The sequence below is a fragment of the Streptomyces sp. MK37H genome (genome assembly GCF_018035285.1).
In the GTDB taxonomy this organism is placed as follows: domain Bacteria; phylum Actinomycetota; class Actinomycetes; order Streptomycetales; family Streptomycetaceae; genus Streptomyces; species Streptomyces endocoffeicus.
On the sequence record NZ_JAAAYH010000062.1, the window covers coordinates 1 to 17,200 of the forward strand.

The window sequence follows — 17,200 nt, forward strand, 5'->3', positions numbered from 1 at the left end:
CTGGGCGTAGGTGGTGTGGTCCAGCAGCCCGGTACGCTCCGGATCGGTGTCGAAGACCACCTGCCGTAGCGGTTCTTGCAGATGCGGATCGAGCAGACTGCAGACCTCGTCGAAGGCTTCGGCGAAGGGTGGGAAGCGGTCGTAGAGTTCGGCGCCCATGCCGGGGCGTTGGCTGCCCTGTCCGCTGAAGAGGAACACGGTCTGACCGGCGGCCTCGGCCGTCTCTCCGGGCGCCACCAGGCCCGGATGTGGTTCCCCTGCGGCTAGCGCCTCCAGCCCTGCCACCAGCTCTTCACGGTCCTGGCCGACGACCACGGCGCGGTGGTCGAAGAGCGTCCTGGACCGCAGCAGGGACCACCCCACCTCGGCAGCACTCACCTCGGGGTCGGCCTTCACCCGTTCGGTCAGCGCCCGCGCCTGGCCCCGCAACGCCTCCGTACCGCGCGCCGACACCACCCACGGCACCGGCCCACCTACTGGCTCCACCGAGCTCGTCGGCTCCACCGGTCCCGCCTCGACGGCTCCGGCCGCCGTCATCGGCTCCCCCGGCGCCTGCTCCACGATGACATGCGCATTGGTCCCGCTGATGCCGAAGGACGAGACACCCGCCCGGCGTGGACGCTCGCCCTGCGGCCACTCCCGTGCCTCGGCCAGCAGGCGAACATCGCCCGCGCTCCAGTCCACATGCGGGGTCGGTTCATCGATGTGCAATGAGGTGGGCAGCACGCCGTGGCGCATCGCCATCACCATCTTGATGACTCCGGCCACTCCGGCGGCGGCCTGGGTATGTCCGATGTTGGACTTGATGGACCCCAGCCACAGCGGACGCCCCTCGGGCCGTTCCTGCCCGTACGTGGCCAGCAGCGCCTGCGCCTCGATCGGATCGCCGAGCGTGGTGCCGGTCCCGTGCCCCTCCACCACATCGACCTCTGCCGGCGACAGCCGGGCGTTGGCGAGCGCCTGGCCGATCACTCGCTGCTGCGAGGGCCCGTTCGGCGCGGTCAGACCGTTGCTCGTGCCGTCCTGGTTGACCGCGGAGCCCCGGATCACGGCCAGCACCCGGTGGCCGTTGCGCCGCGCGTCCGACAGCCGTTCCAGCAGCAGTAGCCCGGCGCCCTCGCCCCAGCCGGTGCCGTCGGCCGCCGATGCGAACGGCTTGCACCGGCCGTCGGCCGCCAGACCGCGCTGGCGCGAGAACTCGATGAAGGTGGTCGGCGTGGCCATCACCGTCACGCCACCCGCCAGCGCCATCGTGCATTCGCCCTGCCGCAGCGCCTGGGCGGCCAGATGCATGGCCACCAGCGAGGACGAGCACGCCGTGTCCACCGTCACCGCAGGGCCCTCGAGGCCGAACGCATACGCCACCCGGCCCGACATGACACTCGGCGTACCGCCTGCGAGCAGATATCCCTCGACCTCCCGCGCCGAGGAGTTGCCGGAGGCGCCGTAGCCCTGATAGGTGCCGCCCGCGAAGACGCCGGTGTTGCTCCCGGCGAGTGTGTCCCGGTCCAGGCCCGCACTCTCGAAGGTCTCCCAGGCGGTTTCCAGGAGCAGCCGCTGCTGGGGGTCCATGGCGAGCGCCTCGCGCGGGCTGATGCCGAAGAAGGCCGCGTCGAAGCCGGCCGCGTCGTGGAGGAAGCCGCCCTCACGCGCATAGCTGGTGCCCAGACGCTCGGGGTCGGGATCGAAGAGCGTGTCCAGATCCCAGTCGCGGTCGGCGGGCATCTCCCCGATGGCGTCCCGGCCCGCGACGACCAGTTCCCACAGCTCCTCCGGCGAGCGCACGCCGCCCGGGTAGTGGCAGGCCATGCCGACGATCGCGATCGGCTCGTCGTCGGCGGCCACGGACGACGTATGGGTGGTGACGGCGGCCTTCTGCCCCGTGAGTTCGGCGCCCAGATACGTGGCGAGCGCGTTCGGCGTCGGATGGTCGAAGACCAGCGCCGGGGCGAGGGCGAGGCCGGTTGTGGCGGCGAGCTGATTGCGCAGCTCGACCGCGGTGAGGGAGTCGAAGCCCAGCTCCTGGAAGGGCTGACCCGGGGGAATCGCGTCCAGTCCGGAGTGGCCGAGGATCGTCGCTGCCAGGGTCTGGATATGGCGGACCAGGATCTGGTGGCGCTGAGTGGAGGGCGCCGCGCTGAGCTGTTGGCGCAGCGGATTGTCGTCGGCGGTAGCCGTGGGTGTGGCGGGCTCCGCGCTCGACGGCATCAGTCGGGTGAGGAACGGACTCGGGCGCTGCGCGGTGAACGTACGGCCGAACCTCTCCCAGTCGACATCCGCGATCGTGACGGCCGTGTCGGCGTGTGTCAGCGCGTGCTGCAGGGACGCGATGGCGAGGTCGGTCGGGAGAGGGGAGAGACCCCGCCGCTTGAGGTGGGAGAGGGTGTGCTGGTCGGCGGCCATGCCCGCCTCGCCCCACGGCCCCCAGGCGAGGCTGGTGGCGGGCAGGCCCCGGGCCCGGCGGTGTTCGGCGAGCGCGTCCAGGTAGGTGTTCGCGGCGGCGTAGGCGGCCTGTTGCCCGCTGCCCCATGTGGCGGCGTTCGACGAGAAGAGAACGAAGGCCGTGAGCTCCAGGTCCTGGGTGAGGTCGTGCAGATGAGCGGCGGCCAGGGCCTTGGACCGCAGAACGGGCTGCAACCGCCCGGGGTCCAGCTCGCCGATCTGCCCCAGTTCCATCGTGCCGGCGGTGTGGATGACCGAGGTGAGGGGGTGTTCGTCGGGGACGGTGTCGATGAGCCGCCTGAGTGCGGCGTGGTCGGAGACATCGCAGGCGGTGATGGTGACGTCCGTCCCCAGCGCGGTGAGCTCCTCGCTGAGCTCGGACGCGCCGGGCGCGTCGGGCCCGGAACGGCTGACGAGGTGGAGACGGGGTGCGCCCCGGTCGGCCAGCCAGCGGGCGACCTGAGCGCCGAGACCGCCGGTGCCACCTGTGATGAGCGTGGTGCCCGACGGCTCCCAGGGAGCGGGGGCGGTGTCGGCCGCGGGCACACGGGTGAGGCGGCGTGCGTACGTACCGGTGGTGCGGACGGCGACCTGGTCCTCGGGCTGCCGGGGGACGAGAAGGGCCGCCAGCCGACCCGCGGTGTGGTGGGTCATGGTGGCGGGCAGATCGATGAGACCGCCCCAGCGCTGCGGATGTTCCAGCGCGGCCACACGGCCGAAACCCCAGATCTGCGACTGCTCGGGGCGGGGGAGGAGGTCGCTGCGGCCGGTGGCGACGGCGCCCTGCGTGACGCACCACAGGGGCGCGCTGATTCCGGCGTCATCGAGAGCCTGGATGAGGGCGGTGGTGGCGCCGAGCCCGGCGGACACCGCGGAGTGGCCGGCGAGCGGTTCCGTGTCTAGGGCGAGCAGGCTGATGACCCCGGCGGGCTGGGACTCCTCGGTCAGCCGGTCGAGACGTTCGCGGAACGTGGCGCGATCGATGTGATGAGCGTCGACCGCGTACGGGAGCGCCGTGGCGCCGTGTGTCCGCAGTGCCTGGAGGGTGACCTGGACCGTGGTGTGCTCCTCCTGCCCGGCAGGGGTGACCACCAGCCAGGTTCCCGTCAGGGCCGGGGCGGCCGGATCGGGGAGCTGCTGCCACACGGCCCGGTAGCGCCAGGAGTCGATGGTGGAGCGTTCGCGGTGCCGGCGCCGCCAGGCGGACAGCACGGGGAGCGCGGGCAGCAGCGCGTCGACGCCGGGGCTGTCCTTCTCCAGCTGGAGCGTGCTGGTGAGGGCGTCGACGTCGAGCTCCTCGATGGCATGCCAGAGCTGTGCCTCGGCCGGGCCCCCGGCAGCCCCCTCGAAGCTCGTACGGGCGGCGGGCGGGGCCAGCCAGAAGCGCTGGTGCTGGAAGGCATACGTCGGCAACCCGACGACCTGGGGGGCCGGGTCTTCGGGGTACCAGCTGGTCCAGTCGACATCGACACCGGCGGTGTGCAGCCGGGCGAGGGCGTGGGTGAGGGCGTGGGTGTCGGGTTGTTTGTGGGTGAGGGTGGAGGTGATGAGGGGTGTTGTGGGGTTGTTCTGGTCGGTGGTGTGGTGGTGGAGGGTGTGGTGGGTTGCGGTGGCGAGGATGGGGTCGGGGCCGAGTTCGAGGTAGATGCTGGTGTGGGGTGTGGTGTGGGTGATGGCGGGGTGGAAGTGGACGGGTTGGCGGATGTGTTGGGCCCAGTAGTCGGGGGTGGTGATCTGTTCGTCGGCTGGTTGTCCGGTGAGGTTGCTGATGAGGGGGATGGTGGGTGGGTGGTAGGTGAGCCCGCTGATGGCCTCCTTGAAGGGCTGCAGGATGGGGTCCATCAGGGGGGAGTGGAAGGCGTGGCTGACGGTGAGGGTCCTGGTCTTGCGGCCCTTTGCCGTCCATGTGGTGCTGATGTGGGTGACGAGGTGGAGGGGTCCGGAGATGACGGTGTTGCCGGGGGTGTTGAGGGCGGCGATGCTCACTTGGCCGTTGTGTGTGGCGAGGTCGTCGGTGAGTTCGTCGGGGGTGGCGGCGATGGTGGCCATGCCTCCGCCGGTGGGGAGTCCTCCCATGAGGGTGGCGCGGGCGGCGACGAGGTGGCAGGCGTCGGGTAGGTCGAAGACTCCGGCGATATGGGCTGCGGCGATTTCGCCGATGGAGTGGCCGATGACGGCGTCGGGGCGTACGCCGACGGAGTCGAGGAGCCGCGCCAGGGCGATGTGCAGGGCGAACAGCCCGGCTTGGGCGTAGGTGGTGTGGTCCAGCAGCGCCGCCTGTTCGGGGTCCCGGCTGAAGACCAACTCCCGCAGCGGGTGCTCCAGAGGTGGATCGAGCAGACCGCAGACCTCGTCGAAAGCCGCCGCGAACGCGGGGAAGCGGTCGTAGAGTTCGGCGCCCATGCCGGGGCGTTGGCTGCCCTGTCCGCTGAACAGGAACACCGTCTGACCGACCACCTCAGCGGCCCCGCCGGGGTGCACCAGGCCCGGATGTGGTTCCCCTGCGGCCAGTGCCTCCAGCCCGGCCACCAGCTCCTCACGGTCCTGGCCGATGACCACGGCGCGGTGGTCGAAGAGCGTCCTGGACCGCAGCAGGGACCACCCCACCTCAGCGGCACTTATCCCCGGGTCGGCGTTCACCCGTGCCACCAACGCCCGCGCCTGGCCCCGTAACGCCTCCGTACCGCGCGCCGACACCACCCACGGCACCGGCCCACCCACCGGCTTCACCGACTCCGTCGGCCCCGCCTCGACGGCTCCAACCTCCGCCTCAGTGTCCCCCTCAGGTGCCTGCTCCAGGATCAGATGGGCGTTCGTCCCGCTGATGCCGAACGACGAGACCCCCGCCCGTTGCGGATGCTCGCCCCGCGGCCACTCCCGCGCCTCGGTCAGCAGATGGACATCGCCCGCGCTCCAATCCACATGGGGCGTCGGTTCGTCGATGTGCAGTGAGGCGGGCAGCACCTCGTGGCGCATCGCCATCACCATCTTGATGACCCCGGCCGCGCCCGCGGCCATCTGCGCATGTCCGATGTTGGACTTGATGGACCCCAGCCACAGCGGGCGTCCCTCGGGCCGCTCCTGCCCGTACGTGGCCAGCAGCGCCTGGGCCTCGATCGGATCTCCCAGCGTCGTGCCCGTACCGTGTGCCTCCACCGCGTCCACCTCGGACGGTGACAGCCGGGCGTTGGCGAGCGCCTGCCGGATCACCCGCTGCTGCGAGGGACCGTTCGGCGCGGTCAGCCCGTTGCTGGCGCCGTCCTGGTTGACCGCCGTGCCCCGGATCACGGCCAGTACCCGGTGGCCGTTGCGCCGCGCGTCCGACAGCCGTTCCAGCAGCAGGACGCCCACGCCCTCGGCCAGGGTCATGCCGTCGCTGTTGGCCGAGAACGCCTTGGACCTGCCGTCCGGCGCGAGCCCCCGCAGCTCGCTGAAGCCGATGAACGGTGCCGTCGAGGACATGACGGCCACGCCCCCGGCGAGCGCCATATCGCATTCGCCCTGCCGGATCGCCTGGCAGGCCAGATGCATGGCGACCAGGGAGGAGGAGCACGCGGTGTCCACCGTCACCGCGGCCCCCTCCAGACCGAGGGTGTACGCCACCCGGCCGGACACCACGCTGGCGGAGTTGCCGATGGTGAAGTAGCCGGCCGAGCCCTCGGGCACCTGGGAGGCGTCGGAGCAGTAGTCGAGGTGATCGCAGCCGATGAAGGTGCCGGTCCGGCTGCCCCGCAGCGACTCCGGGTCGACCCCGGCGTGCTCGATGGCCTCCCAGGACGCCTCCAGAGCCAGCCGCTGCTGCGGCGCCATCCCAAGGGCCTCGCGGGGGCTGATGCCGAAGAACGCGGCGTCGAATCCCGCGGGGTCGTCGATGAAGCCGCCCTCGCGTGTATAACTCGTCCCCGGGTGGTCCGGGTCGGGGTGGAAGAGGTTCTCCAGATCCCAATTGCGGTCGGTGGGGAGTTCCGAAATGGCGTCCCGCTCCGTCGCGACCAGTTCCCACAGCTCTTCGGGGGACCGTACGCCTCCGGGGAAGCGGCAGGACATTCCCACGATGGCGACCGGCTCATGCCCCGCGGACTCGACATCCTTCAGACGGCGCTGCGTCTGCCGGAGATCCGCCGTCACCCGCTTCAGATAGTCGAGCAGCTTCTCTTCATTGCTCGCCATGGTCGGCCACCCCCACTTCCCTCGGTCCGGAACGCTGAACGCTATTGGCGGCGGCAGTCGTAACTGCCTTGCAAAGTACTTCCGTCGGGGAAGGTGAAGCTCGTGGTGTCCTTGAAATGCCCTGGCCCGAGCACCTGGTAGTCATCCTTGAGGTCCAGCTTCACGCCCGTCGTCTGCCCGGAGGCATTCGGTGTGATCACTTGGGTGAGGGGCCCCTTGAATATCAGGTGGCCGTCCTTCCAGCCGGACGAGGTGTAATTTCCGGAGGAACCCCAGTTGTCGTGGTACTGGGTGATGAATTTCCCGTCCACGGGATTCCAGCCGAAGGACGAACGGCCGACCACGCTTCCGGGTTCGAGCGAGGCGTCCGTATAGAGGTAGTGCCCGCCCATGGCCCGCTTGGTGTTCAGCTTCAGCACCGCCGGCCTTCCGCCCGGCGGTGGGGTGTAGTCGCAGGTGTAGGAGCCGAGCAGAAAGTCCAGATCGCGTATCTGCGGGGGAGCGGGGAGCGGATTCCTGCCGCGCGGCGGTTTGGCTCTGGTATCGGGCTCGGCGTTCACCGGGGAGACGGTGAGCGCGATCAGGCTCACCGCGGCCACACCCACGACACCGGCCGGGACCTGCCGGGTCCACCTCCTCCGCCGGGCCGTGCCCCGCGGTTCCCGTTCCCGTTCCTCCGAGTTTTCGGTGCGCACACTCGACTCCCAACCGTCAATCGGGCGCTGACCTGCGGCTGAGCCGCCTGATCGGCGGCTTGTCCGGATACCGCGACCATCATTTGTGCCGTCACCAAAGTGGGTCTAACGCCCGGCTTGGCCTCCTCCCGGACGAGACGTGGCCTCCTTCAGATGAGACGTGGCCTCCGCCCGGATGAGACGTGGCCTCCGCCCGGATGAGACGTGGCCTCCGCCCGGATGAGACGTGACCTCGCCCGGATGAGAAAAGGGGCATCGCTAAGGAGGAGTACTGGCCTCGCATTAGCCCAGCTTTAGCCCGCCCACCGACCATGAATGCCGACCATGGCGATGAGGAGGATGACGATGAGCGGCTGGCCGGAGCTGGAGAAGTACATCGATCGGGCCCCCACCTCGAAGGAGATGATGGCCTGGATCGAACTGATCGTCAGCCAGGGCATTCGCCGGGCGGGCTATCCGGCCGACGGCTGGACCGAGGAGTGGGCCGCCGAACAATTCCGGGATACGGGCCTGGAGGACGTACGGCTGGAGCCGCTGGACACGCCCATCTGGCGGCCGCGGTCCGCCGCCTTCGAGATCTGGCCCACCGGCCGGCCCGATGAGGTCATCCGCTTCGAGGGACTCGCCCTGCCGTACACCACCCCGACCGAGGGCACCGAGGGCCGGCTGGTGCGGATGGAGGACGGGGAGGTGGGGGGCTCCATCGCGGTGCAGGAGATCGGCTTCACCCGGCTGCCGCAGACCGAGGTGCAGGCCCGCGCCACCGGCTCCTACGACCCCGAGGGTGTGTTCCCCGACCTCGTTCAGACCGTGCCCTTCGACCTTCCCCATGTACTGGACTTCGACATCGCCATCAAGGACGGCGCCACGGCCTATGTCGGCCTGCTCACCGGACTGCCCTGGGAGACCAGCGACTTCTACTGGCCCTATGACGCCGAGCGGCGCTCCATCCCGGGCATCTGGCTGAGCGGCAAGGACGGGCAGCGGGTCCGCGAGCTGATGGCGTCGGGGGAGTGCGAGGGCCGGATCGTCTCCGATGCCACCATCACCGAGGAGACCACCCACAATGTGGTGGGCACTCTGCCCGGCGCCTCCGACCACTGGGTGATCGTCGGTTCACACCACGACGGTCCCTGGGCGTCGGCCGTGGAGGACGCCTCCGGAGTCGCGCTCGTTCTGGCGCAGGCCAAGTTCTGGGCGTCGGTGCCGCGGGAACTGCGGCCGCACAACATGCTGTTCGTGCTGACGTCCGGCCACATGGCGGGCGCCGCGGGCACCCAGGCGTTCATCGCGGCGCACCCCGAGCTGTTCCCCCAGGTCGTCCTCGAAATGCATCTGGAACACGCCGCACGCCAGGCCGAGGTGGTCGACGGGGAGGTCGTACCCACCGACGACCCCGAGGTGCGCTGGTGGTTCACCACCCAGGCGCCCCAGCTGGAGCAGCTGGTGGCCGAGTCCCTCGCGGCGGAGGACCTGCGCCGCTCGTGGATCCTGTCGCCGACCGCCTTCGCGCCGAATCCGGCCACCGACGGCGCCTACTTCTACTACACGGGTGTGCCGCTGGTGCAGCTGATCACCACGCCCATGTACATCTTCGATCCGCGGGACACCCCGGACAAGGTGGACGAGCAGAGCCTGGTGCCACTCACCAAGGGGGCGGCGCGGATCATCGCCGGTACGGCGGGCTGTGAGCCCGACACCCTCCGGGTGCCGATCCAGACCGCGGCCGACGAGACGGAGTAGGACCGCCGGCGGAGCAGGACCGCCGAACGGGGACGGCCCGCCGAGTTCCGGCGGGCCGTTCCCGTCGCCCTACCGGCGACCCGACAGCCGGCACAGCGCCTTGGCGGTTCGGTGCGGATCGCTCTCGGAGCGGGCGGTGAGGACGACCGCGCCCCGCCGCTCGGCACCCTTCTTCGCGGTCACGGCCACCTCCACATCCACCGAGCCACCGGCCCTGGCGGTGGCGAGACGGTTGGGCAGCCAGGCGGACCAGCCCCGGCCGAAGGCCCTCGCCGACAGCCGGTAGACATCCGAGTCCACCGACGTGGCCGGAGTCGTCGCCCGGTCCCCGGTGGCGCGTCCGGTGTTGTCGAGGCCGAAGGTGCACACGGCCCGGGAGCGGGAGGGATCCCCCTTGGCCTCGCCGCGGTGCAGGGCCACTCCGCGGCGCTGCGGTCCGGTGCCGTCGAGGGACTTCACGGCGATGGTGTACGAGAGCACTCCGGACCTGTCGCGCTTGAGGTCGAGCACATAGAAGTGCAGCCGGTTGGCCCGGTCGATGTACTCGTACTGGCTGCCGGAGTCGGCTCCGGCGTGGAAGAGCGCATCGCTGAGCTGCCGGTAGTCGCCCATGGTGATCTTCTGGTCGGTGCCGTCGGGCCGCCGGAAGTCCACCAGGTCGATGTCCTCGGGGTGGGCGTCGACCACCCAGGCGAACGGGGCCCGGTCCTTGTTCTTGGTCTTGGCCAGCAGCACCCCGTGATCCGGGGTGAACGAGTCCATCCCCATGCGGTCGACGACCTCGACGGTGTAGTTGTCGTAGCCGCCGCCGTCACACAGCGGGTCGGTGTCGTTGTCGCAGGGCTCCGACAGATCGCTGCCCATGGCGATGTTGACCCCGGAGAGCCCCTTCTCGCCCGGCGGCGCCGAGCGTGCCGTGACCCGGGCGACGACCAGGCCGGAGCTCTTCAGCGCGTCGCGGTCCAGCCGCAGCACATTCTTCTCGTCCACGATGCCGAGCTTCAGCTTGTCGCGCAGCACATGCTCGGAGCCCATCGAGCCCCCGGCCGTGGCGGGGATCTGCCAGCGGGTGTGCGGTCCGCCTGGGCCGTTGAAGGAGCCGCGGGAGAGCATGCTCCAGATACCGGTGTACGAACGGCTGAGGGGGGTGCCGTACGGGTTGTTGTAGTTGTCCCCGATGCCCAGGATGTGGCTGAGCTCATGGGCGTACACGGCCATGCCGGAGCTCTCGGCCTGCACCGACGACCCGTCGGCGGCGTTGGGCCAGATACGGGCGGCGGCCTGCCAGGACGTCCACGGTACATAGCGGGTCCGCGCGGAGTTGTCGCCCGCGGCGGCCGGCGGCCCCCAGGCGGCGGGTATGTCCGGTGCGCCCGGGAACTTCATCGGGCCGAACTCCTGCCAGGTGGACGACTCGTCCTGTCCGGCCGTGAGATAGAAGACGAAGTCGAACGAGTCCGCCTTGTCGGCGCCGACATCGGCCACCCAAGCGGCCTTGCCGTCCTCCCGGATGTCCTTGCCGCAGGTGTCCCCGGCCGGGCAGGCGCCCGGGTTCATCGAGTCCTCGACGCCGTACTGATAGGACTTGCCCGGCATGCGGTACACGCCGAAAGCGGTCAGATCGACACCGATGCGGCCGCCGGAGTCCTCCATCCAGTACTCGTTGATGGTGTGACCGTTGTTCAGCGGCCCCGGTGTGTTGAGGAAGTCCTGGTAGAAGCGCGGGAGGCGGTCGCGCGGGATATCGGAGGCGCTCGGCTGCGGATTGCCGAACAGGGTGGACCCGGCCGGCCGGCTGACCGTGAACTCCTCGTCCGGGTAGTCCAGGAGCACCAGTGCGCCCTTGAAGGTGCGCTGGGTGGGCTTGACGGCGGGGTCCGCCCAGTGGGTACCGGGGACCGCGCGGTAGTCGGCCCAGGTCATGTCGTCGGGGTTGCGCCACTGCTGCGGATCGATCGGCCGCACCAGCGACGGCCGGGCGGGGCCGGCCGACGGTATGCCGTCGGGGGTGGCCCGCGCGGGTCCGGCGGCGATGGCCGCCGCGGTGGCGAGGACGGTGGCGACGACGGTCAACCGGCCGACGGGTCTTCGGGGGAGGATCAAGGCTCACCTCGTGTCGGGCGTCTCGGAGCTCAGACATGACAAGCCGTGCGAGCGGTATGCCTACCGCTGCCCAAAGGTAGGACGGGGAAAGGGGGGACGCCAGAGTGCCTCGGGACGTCGGAGTGTGTCGGGACTGCTGAAGTGTTCGGGACGCCGGAGTGTGTCGGGACGTCGGAGCGCGTCGGGAGTGCCGGAGTCTTCGGGACGTCCGGGGCCGTCGCCCGCCGCCCCCGCTCCGGCCCGCGGGTGCCGTCCCGGTCCCGGTACCGGAGGACGGCTGACGGGCCGGTCGGAAAGCGCGATAGCGTGTACCGGCCAACGGGAGCTGCCGCCGCCTGGGACTTCGTCAGCACAACCCGGGAACAGCCCACCCCGGAAGGCGAGGTGCGCTCGCGCCCCCGAGGTGCGTCCGCGCTCGCCCGAAGCCGGGCACCGGCCCTCCCTCCCGTCCGGCGCGACTCGTGGATACCAGCACTAGGAGCCCTCTTGACCAGCCCAGAACAGCGCATGGCTGACCTGCTCAAGACCTTCGGTGAGCCTGCGGCGAACACCGCGTACCTGCTGTGCGACAGGCACCCGGACGACGCCGTCGCGTTCACGGTGGTGGGCAAGGACATGACCGGCCATGACATGACGTACGGGGAGCTTCGTGACCGTTCCTCGCGCATGGCCGGTGCCCTGGCCGCCCGGGGAGTCGGAGTGGGCGACCGCGTCGCCACCTTGATGGGCAAATCCGCCGAACTGCTGGTCGCGAGCCTTGCGATCTGGCGGCTCGGGGCCGTCCAGGTGCCGCTGTTCACCGCGTTCGCCCCACCGGCCATCGCGCTGCGGATCACGGGCAATGACACCAAGGTCGTGATCACCGACGCTGATCAACGCCCCAAGCTGGACCCGGAGTCGGGCTTCCCCGGCGAGCGCCCCTGGCGGATCGTCACCACCGGGCCGGTCACCGGGGCCGATCTGTCCTTCGCGGAGCTGGCCGAGGGGCACGCCCCGCTGAACGAGTCGGCGGCCGTGGGCGGCGACGGGCTCATCGTGGAGCTGTTCACCTCGGGCACCGCGGGCACGCCGAAGGCCGTCCCGATCCCACTGCGGGCGGTCGCGGGCTTCGCCATGTACCAGCAGTTCGGCCTGGACCACCGGCCCACCGACGTCTTCTGGAACGCCGCCGACCCGGGCTGGGCATACGGCCTGTACTACGCGCTCATCGGTCCCCTCGCCCTCGGGCAGCGCGGACTGCTGCTGAACGGCCTGTTCTCCGCGGAGTCCACCTGGGAGGTGCTCTCCCGCTTCGGCGTCACCAACTTCGCCGCCGGGCCCACCGTCTACCGCAAGCTGCGCGCCTCCGGCATCCCCGCCCCCGCCGATCTGCGGCTGCGCTGCTGCTCCGCGGCGGGCGAACCGCTGCCCCCGGACGTCGTCGACTGGGCGCTCGAGACACTCGGTGTGCCCGTGCGCGACCACTACGGCTCGACCGAGCTGGGCATGGTGATCGCCTACGCCTGGCACCCGGCCCTGCGCGAGGAGATCAAGCCCGGCTCCATGGGCCGTCCGCTGCCCGGCTGGGGCGTGAAGGTGCTGCGCGAGGACACCAACTCCGCGCTGGCCCGCGTGGACATCCCCGGCCGGGTCGTGGTGGACATCGCCGACAGCCCTCTGATGTGGTTCAAGGGCTACCGCGACGCCGCCGAGCAGACCGCCGAGAAGTTCAGCCCCGACGGGCGCTGGTTCTACACCGGTGACACCGCCGCCCGCGACGAGGAGGGCCATCTGTTCTTCTCCGGGCGCGGCGACGACATCATCCTGATGGCGGGTTACCGCATCGGCCCCTTCGAGGTGGAGACCGTGCTGCTGGAGCACGCCGCGGTGGCGGAGGCCGCCGTGGTCGGCGTACCGGACGAGGAGTACGGCGAGGTCGTCGAGGCATTCGTCGTGCCGCGCCCGGGGATCGAGGCGGGCGACGCGCTCGCGGCCGAGCTGCAGCAGCTGGTCAGGGAGCGATACGCCAAGCACGCCTATCCGCGGCACGTGCACTTCGTGGCCGAGCTGCCGAAGACCTCCAGCGGTAAGACGCAGCGGTTCCTGCTGCGCCCGCGGCAGGCCACACCGCGGGCCCGCTGAGTCGGCCCGGCCTGAGACACCTGGCACCACGTACGCCCCGGCGCCCCGTGTTCGCACACGGGGCGCCGGGGCGTATCCGTGGCCCTGCGGCGTGCTCCCGTGGCCTGGCCCGAGGTCAGCCGCGGGACCGGGACAGCGCCTCCCGCACCGCCTCCTCGGTGCGTCCCACCACCGCCGAACCGTCGTCCGCCGTGATGATGGGCCGCTGGATCAGCTTGGGGTGCTCCGCGAGCGCCGCGATCCAGCGGTCCCGGGCGCTCTCCTCACGCGGCCAGTCCTTCAGCCCCAGCTCCTTCGCGGCGGCCTCCTGGGTCCGGGTGATGTCCCACGGCTCCAGCCCGAGCCGGTCGAGCGCCGCGCGGATCTCGTCCTGGCTCGGTACGTCCTCGAGATAGCGGCGCACGGTGTAACCGGCGCCCTCCGCGTCGAGCAGGGTGAGCGCGCTACGGCACTTCGAGCATGCCGGATTGATCCAGATCTCCATGCCGCACACGGTACCGCGAAAGCGCCTTGGAAACGGGGTCTGACCAGGGGCCTTTGTCAGTACCCGGCCGTAGAATGGAGGGAGTTGAAGGGAAGGTTTCCCGACCAACTCAGGAGGTTGCCGATGGCCGTTGCCGGACCCCCTCTTCAGGATCTTCCGACCTTTCCGACCCTGCCGAAGAAGCGGATGCCGGCCGGGCGCCCGCGTGAGTGGTACGAGTCCCACAACCGCCGTCTGAAGGCGATGCGCCTGGCCATCGCGCTGCTCAACTCCGGTGTCTACCGCCCCGAGCAGGCGTCCAACCGCAAGATACGGTCCACGGCCGCCCGGATCGGGGTGCATCCGCCGTCCGCCACCACCTGCCGGATGGTGCGCTCCCTCATCCGCACCGACCACACCGACCGCGCCGCCTGCGGCTGATACCCGTAAGGTCCGTCGCGCTCCCGGTTCCTTTCCGCTCGGCGGAAAGGAACCGGGAGCTTCCGGGAATCGCGCGGTGTCGGGCCGGGTGGGAATTGAGGGACGAAGGGTGCCGGGGAAGAGCCGAAGAGTGCCGGGGAAATGTTCCGCGGAGAGCCGCGGTGGCCGTTCCGGATATCCGGCTACGCGAACCCTCGGCGGGTTTCTCCGCTCTTCCCCGCCCCTCTCCCGTTGCGAGGGGGCAGGCGCGGGCGCACGCTCTCCTTGACGGAGGGAGTCAGCGATGACCCAGCAATCGCCGTCGGAGGTGGTCGACCGCCCGGTCGTCGGCTCGTACCCGACCTACGCCGGCGCCCAGCGCGCGGTGGATTTCCTGGCCGACAACAAGTTCCCGGTGGAGCACACGGCGATCATCGGCTCGGACCTCCGGATGGTCGAGACCGTGCTCGGGCGGCTGACCAGGGGCCGGGCGGCGCTCGCGGGTGCCGGTACGGGGGCCTGGTTCGGGCTGCTGATCGGGCTGCTGCTGTCCGTGTTCGCGGCGGGGGCCCACAACGTGATCGTGCTGCTGGTGAGCGGTCTGGTCTACGGCGCGGTATTCGGCGCGATCTTTGGATTCGTCGGGCATGCCATGACCGGAGGGCGGCGCGATTTCTCATCGCGCAGCCAGATCGTGGCCGCGCGCTATGAGGTGGTCGCGGACGCCCAGGTCGCCGATGACGCGAAGAACATGCTGGCCAGGCTGGCGATGCGGGAGGGCTGAGCGGCTCCGGGGGCTTTCGGGGGTCCGCGCGCGTACTAACGGCATTAGGAGTAGGGTGTGACTCCGAGAGAGATCACGCCGACCCCGGGGAGCGACGGTGACCACCGGCAGGAGCATGCGCGCGGACGGAGTCCTTCCGCGGCTTCTGCTCGTCGTCGTGCTCGCGCTCGGGGTCTTCGTCATGCACACCCTGGGCCATCCCGGCGGCGGCTCCGGCTCGGGCATGACCCACTCGGCGCGACATGCGTCCGGTGAGATGCTCCCCGCGGCGTACAACGGCGACTCCGGGTCGTACGGCGGCGATCACGGCGGCGGTGCGGCCGCCACCGACACCGGGCCGCGGCGGGCCGCTCCCGCTCCGTCCGTCGAGGCCGGGCATGCCCCGGCCGCGCCCGAGACCAAGCCGCGCGAACCCATGACCGGGATGGACATGGCCTCGCTGTGCGTCGCGGTGCTCGGCGTCTGGGTGCTCGGGGCACTCCTGCACGCCGTGCTCGCCCGCCGGAGCGGTCCGCCGCTGAGGCTTCCCGTGGCGGCGCCCGTCGTCGCGCGGCCCGATCCTCCCTCGCTCGGCCCCGACCTCACTGCCCTGTCTGTTCTGCGGATATAGGCCGAACCGCGCGTAAAGCGCCGGTACGCCCCATGGAACAGTCAATACTTGGCAAAAAGAGGTATATCGACATGACCGCATTCACGCGTGTCCCGCGTCGGCCGTTTCACCGCCGTCTCGCGCTCGTGGGCGCCGTCGCCGCCGGAGGGCTGCTGCTCGCCGGCTGTGGCGGGAACGACGACATGAAGGGCATGGACCACACGAGCGCGAAGGAGTCCGCCGCTTCCGAGGCGACCGCGAGCTCAGCGGCGGGCGCGTTCAACGACGCGGACGTCAGCTTCGCGCAGATGATGATCCCGCACCATGAGCAGGCTCTGGAGATGGCCGGACTGGCCGACGACCGGGCCTCGAGTGCGCGGATCAAGAGCCTGGCGGGGCAGATCGAGAAGGCTCAGGACCCGGAGATCGTCACCCTGAAGTCCTGGCTCAAGGGCTGGGGCAAGCCGGAGAAGGCGTCCTCGGACGAGATGCCCGGAATGCACCATGGTGGGGACGGTAAGAGCGCTATGAGCGGAATGATGTCCGAGGAGGACATGCGAAAGCTCAAGGCCGCCAAGGGGCCCGCCTTCGACCGGGCCTTCGCGAGCATGATGATCGACCATCACAAGGGCGCGATCGCCATGGCGAAGGACGAGAAGAAGAACGGCCGTAACGCCAAGGCCAAGAAGCTCGCCGACGATGTCGTGAAGAGCCAGTCCACAGAGGTCGCCACCTTGCGGACCCTGCTCGACCGGCTCTGAGTCGCGTCATACCCCGCCCCGGGTCCCGCGGTCCCTCCGTATGGCCCGGGGCGGGCCCTGAGGCGCGCTTGGAGTGCTACATCCCGGGGGCGCAGCCCAGCAGGGCAGGCAGCAGCGGTAAGCCCACGGCGACCGCCGCCACCACGCCGCGCAGCGCCGGATGCGGACGCCGACGGGAGTCCAGCATCCGCCGCAGCCGGACCGCCGCGCCCGGTCCGCCGACGGTGAAGGCTCCGCCGGGGGCGTGGGCGGTTTGGCCTGCCGCCATCGTGTAGAGGGCGGAGACGAGCGCCTGGCGTGGATGGCGGCGCAGTGCGCGGTCGTCCGCGGCCATCTCCAGCAGGAGCGCCGTCTGCGCCCTGGCCTCGCGTGCCAGCGGCAGCCACCGGAACACCCGGGCGAACGCCTCGGTGGCCGCCAGCGCCAGATGGTGGCGGCCCGCGATATGCGCGCGCTCATGCTCCAGTACGGACTCCAGTTGTGCCGGGGAGAGCAGCCGCAGCGCGCCCGCGCTCACCACGATCCGCGGCCTGCGGCCGGGCAGGCAGTACGCCGCGGGCGTGTCGTGGTCCAGCACGGTGGCGCGCAGCCGCGCCGAGCGTCGCCCGACCATGTCCAAAACGCTTCGGTGGCGGGCTCGGACGCGCCGGGCCCGCAGCACCTCATGGCCGAAGCAGACAAGCGGAATCAGCGCCGCCGAGGCCGGTACGGCGATGGCCGGAACGCCGATCGGGCCCGTGCCCGGGATCCGGGCGTCCGGCGTCAACCCGCAGAACTGGAGCAAGCCGGACATTCCATTATGAAGATGCCAAGTTGGGGTGACGAGGTGATAAGTGGTCAGAGCGAGCGCGATGGTGAATGACACGGCCAACCCATGCCAAACGGCAACAGCCAAGGCGGGGGCGCGAT

11 protein-coding genes are annotated in these 17,200 nt (G+C 70.5%); 6 read left to right on the top strand and 5 right to left on the bottom strand.

Annotated elements, in window-relative coordinates:
* Together GWI24_RS12050 and GWI24_RS12055 are read right to left on the bottom strand one after the other, a co-directional pair.
* A partial coding sequence (locus GWI24_RS12050; protein ID WP_210945923.1) for a type I polyketide synthase occupies window positions 1–6,612 on the bottom strand: 6,612 nt, incomplete at its 3' end.
* 41 nt (window positions 6,613–6,653) lie between these two features.
* Entirely contained in the window at window positions 6,654–7,307 is a 654-nt protein-coding gene (locus GWI24_RS12055) for a hypothetical protein (RefSeq protein WP_210945924.1), read from the bottom strand.
* Window positions 7,308–7,652: 345 nt separating this feature from the next.
* On the opposite strand from GWI24_RS12055, the gene GWI24_RS12060 reads away from it, so the two are divergent.
* The gene (locus tag GWI24_RS12060; protein ID WP_210945927.1) at window positions 7,653–9,050 is read left to right on the top strand and encodes a M28 family metallopeptidase; all 1,398 of its coding nucleotides are present in this window, start codon (window positions 7,653–7,655) and stop codon (window positions 9,048–9,050) included.
* Window positions 9,051–9,119: 69 nt separating this feature from the next.
* Here the strand turns inward: GWI24_RS12060 and GWI24_RS12065 are convergent, their stop codons facing one another.
* Window positions 9,120–11,153: a M6 family metalloprotease domain-containing protein gene (locus tag GWI24_RS12065; RefSeq protein ID WP_210945928.1), complete on the bottom strand. Its 2,034-nt coding sequence runs from the start codon at window positions 11,151–11,153 to the stop codon at window positions 9,120–9,122.
* Between the two features lie 486 nt (window positions 11,154–11,639).
* Between GWI24_RS12065 and GWI24_RS12070 the strand changes: the two genes are divergently transcribed.
* Window positions 11,640–13,274 carry an AMP-binding protein gene (locus tag GWI24_RS12070; protein WP_210945930.1) on the top strand — a complete coding sequence of 545 codons (1,635 nt, stop codon included), beginning with the start codon at window positions 11,640–11,642 and terminating at the stop codon, window positions 13,272–13,274.
* A 115-nt stretch (window positions 13,275–13,389) separates the two neighbouring features.
* On the opposite strand, the gene GWI24_RS12075 is transcribed toward GWI24_RS12070, so the two are convergent.
* The gene (locus GWI24_RS12075) at window positions 13,390–13,758 is read right to left on the bottom strand and encodes an arsenate reductase family protein (RefSeq protein WP_044567769.1); all 369 of its coding nucleotides are present in this window, start codon (window positions 13,756–13,758) and stop codon (window positions 13,390–13,392) included.
* Window positions 13,759–13,881: 123 nt separating this feature from the next.
* Between GWI24_RS12075 and GWI24_RS12080 the strand changes: the two genes are divergently transcribed.
* From GWI24_RS12080 to GWI24_RS12095, 4 genes are all read left to right on the top strand, one after another.
* Window positions 13,882–14,178: a hypothetical protein gene (locus GWI24_RS12080; protein WP_210945932.1), complete on the top strand. Its 297-nt coding sequence runs from the start codon at window positions 13,882–13,884 to the stop codon at window positions 14,176–14,178.
* Window positions 14,179–14,461: 283 nt separating this feature from the next.
* Window positions 14,462–14,941, top strand: a complete 480-nt coding sequence (locus GWI24_RS12085) for a general stress protein (RefSeq protein ID WP_210945934.1) — start codon at window positions 14,462–14,464, stop codon at window positions 14,939–14,941.
* A gap of 97 nt (window positions 14,942–15,038) precedes the next feature.
* Window positions 15,039–15,551 carry a hypothetical protein gene (locus tag GWI24_RS12090; RefSeq protein ID WP_210945936.1) on the top strand — a complete coding sequence of 171 codons (513 nt, stop codon included), beginning with the start codon at window positions 15,039–15,041 and terminating at the stop codon, window positions 15,549–15,551.
* A gap of 71 nt (window positions 15,552–15,622) precedes the next feature.
* Complete coding sequence (locus GWI24_RS12095) at window positions 15,623–16,291, top strand: DUF305 domain-containing protein (RefSeq protein WP_210945938.1); 669 nt, start codon at window positions 15,623–15,625, stop codon at window positions 16,289–16,291.
* A gap of 76 nt (window positions 16,292–16,367) precedes the next feature.
* Here the strand turns inward: GWI24_RS12095 and GWI24_RS12100 are convergent, their stop codons facing one another.
* Window positions 16,368–17,084 (bottom strand): M56 family metallopeptidase, encoded by a 717-nt coding sequence (locus GWI24_RS12100; protein ID WP_308343621.1) that lies wholly within the window; start codon window positions 17,082–17,084, stop codon window positions 16,368–16,370.
* Window positions 17,085–17,200 lie beyond the last annotated feature (116 nt).

Coding starts and splice junctions, on each gene's coding strand:
- GWI24_RS12100 (WP_308343621.1), bottom strand. CDS start 17,084: ATGTCCGGCTTGCTCCAGTTCTGCGGGTTGACGCCGGACGCCCGGATC.
- GWI24_RS12075 (WP_044567769.1), bottom strand. CDS start 13,758: ATGGAGATCTGGATCAATCCGGCATGCTCGAAGTGCCGTAGCGCGCTC.
- GWI24_RS12080 (WP_210945932.1), top strand. CDS start 13,882: ATGGCCGTTGCCGGACCCCCTCTTCAGGATCTTCCGACCTTTCCGACC.
- GWI24_RS12060 (WP_210945927.1), top strand. CDS start 7,653: ATGAGCGGCTGGCCGGAGCTGGAGAAGTACATCGATCGGGCCCCCACC.
- GWI24_RS12085 (WP_210945934.1), top strand. CDS start 14,462: ATGACCCAGCAATCGCCGTCGGAGGTGGTCGACCGCCCGGTCGTCGGC.
- GWI24_RS12095 (WP_210945938.1), top strand. CDS start 15,623: ATGACCGCATTCACGCGTGTCCCGCGTCGGCCGTTTCACCGCCGTCTC.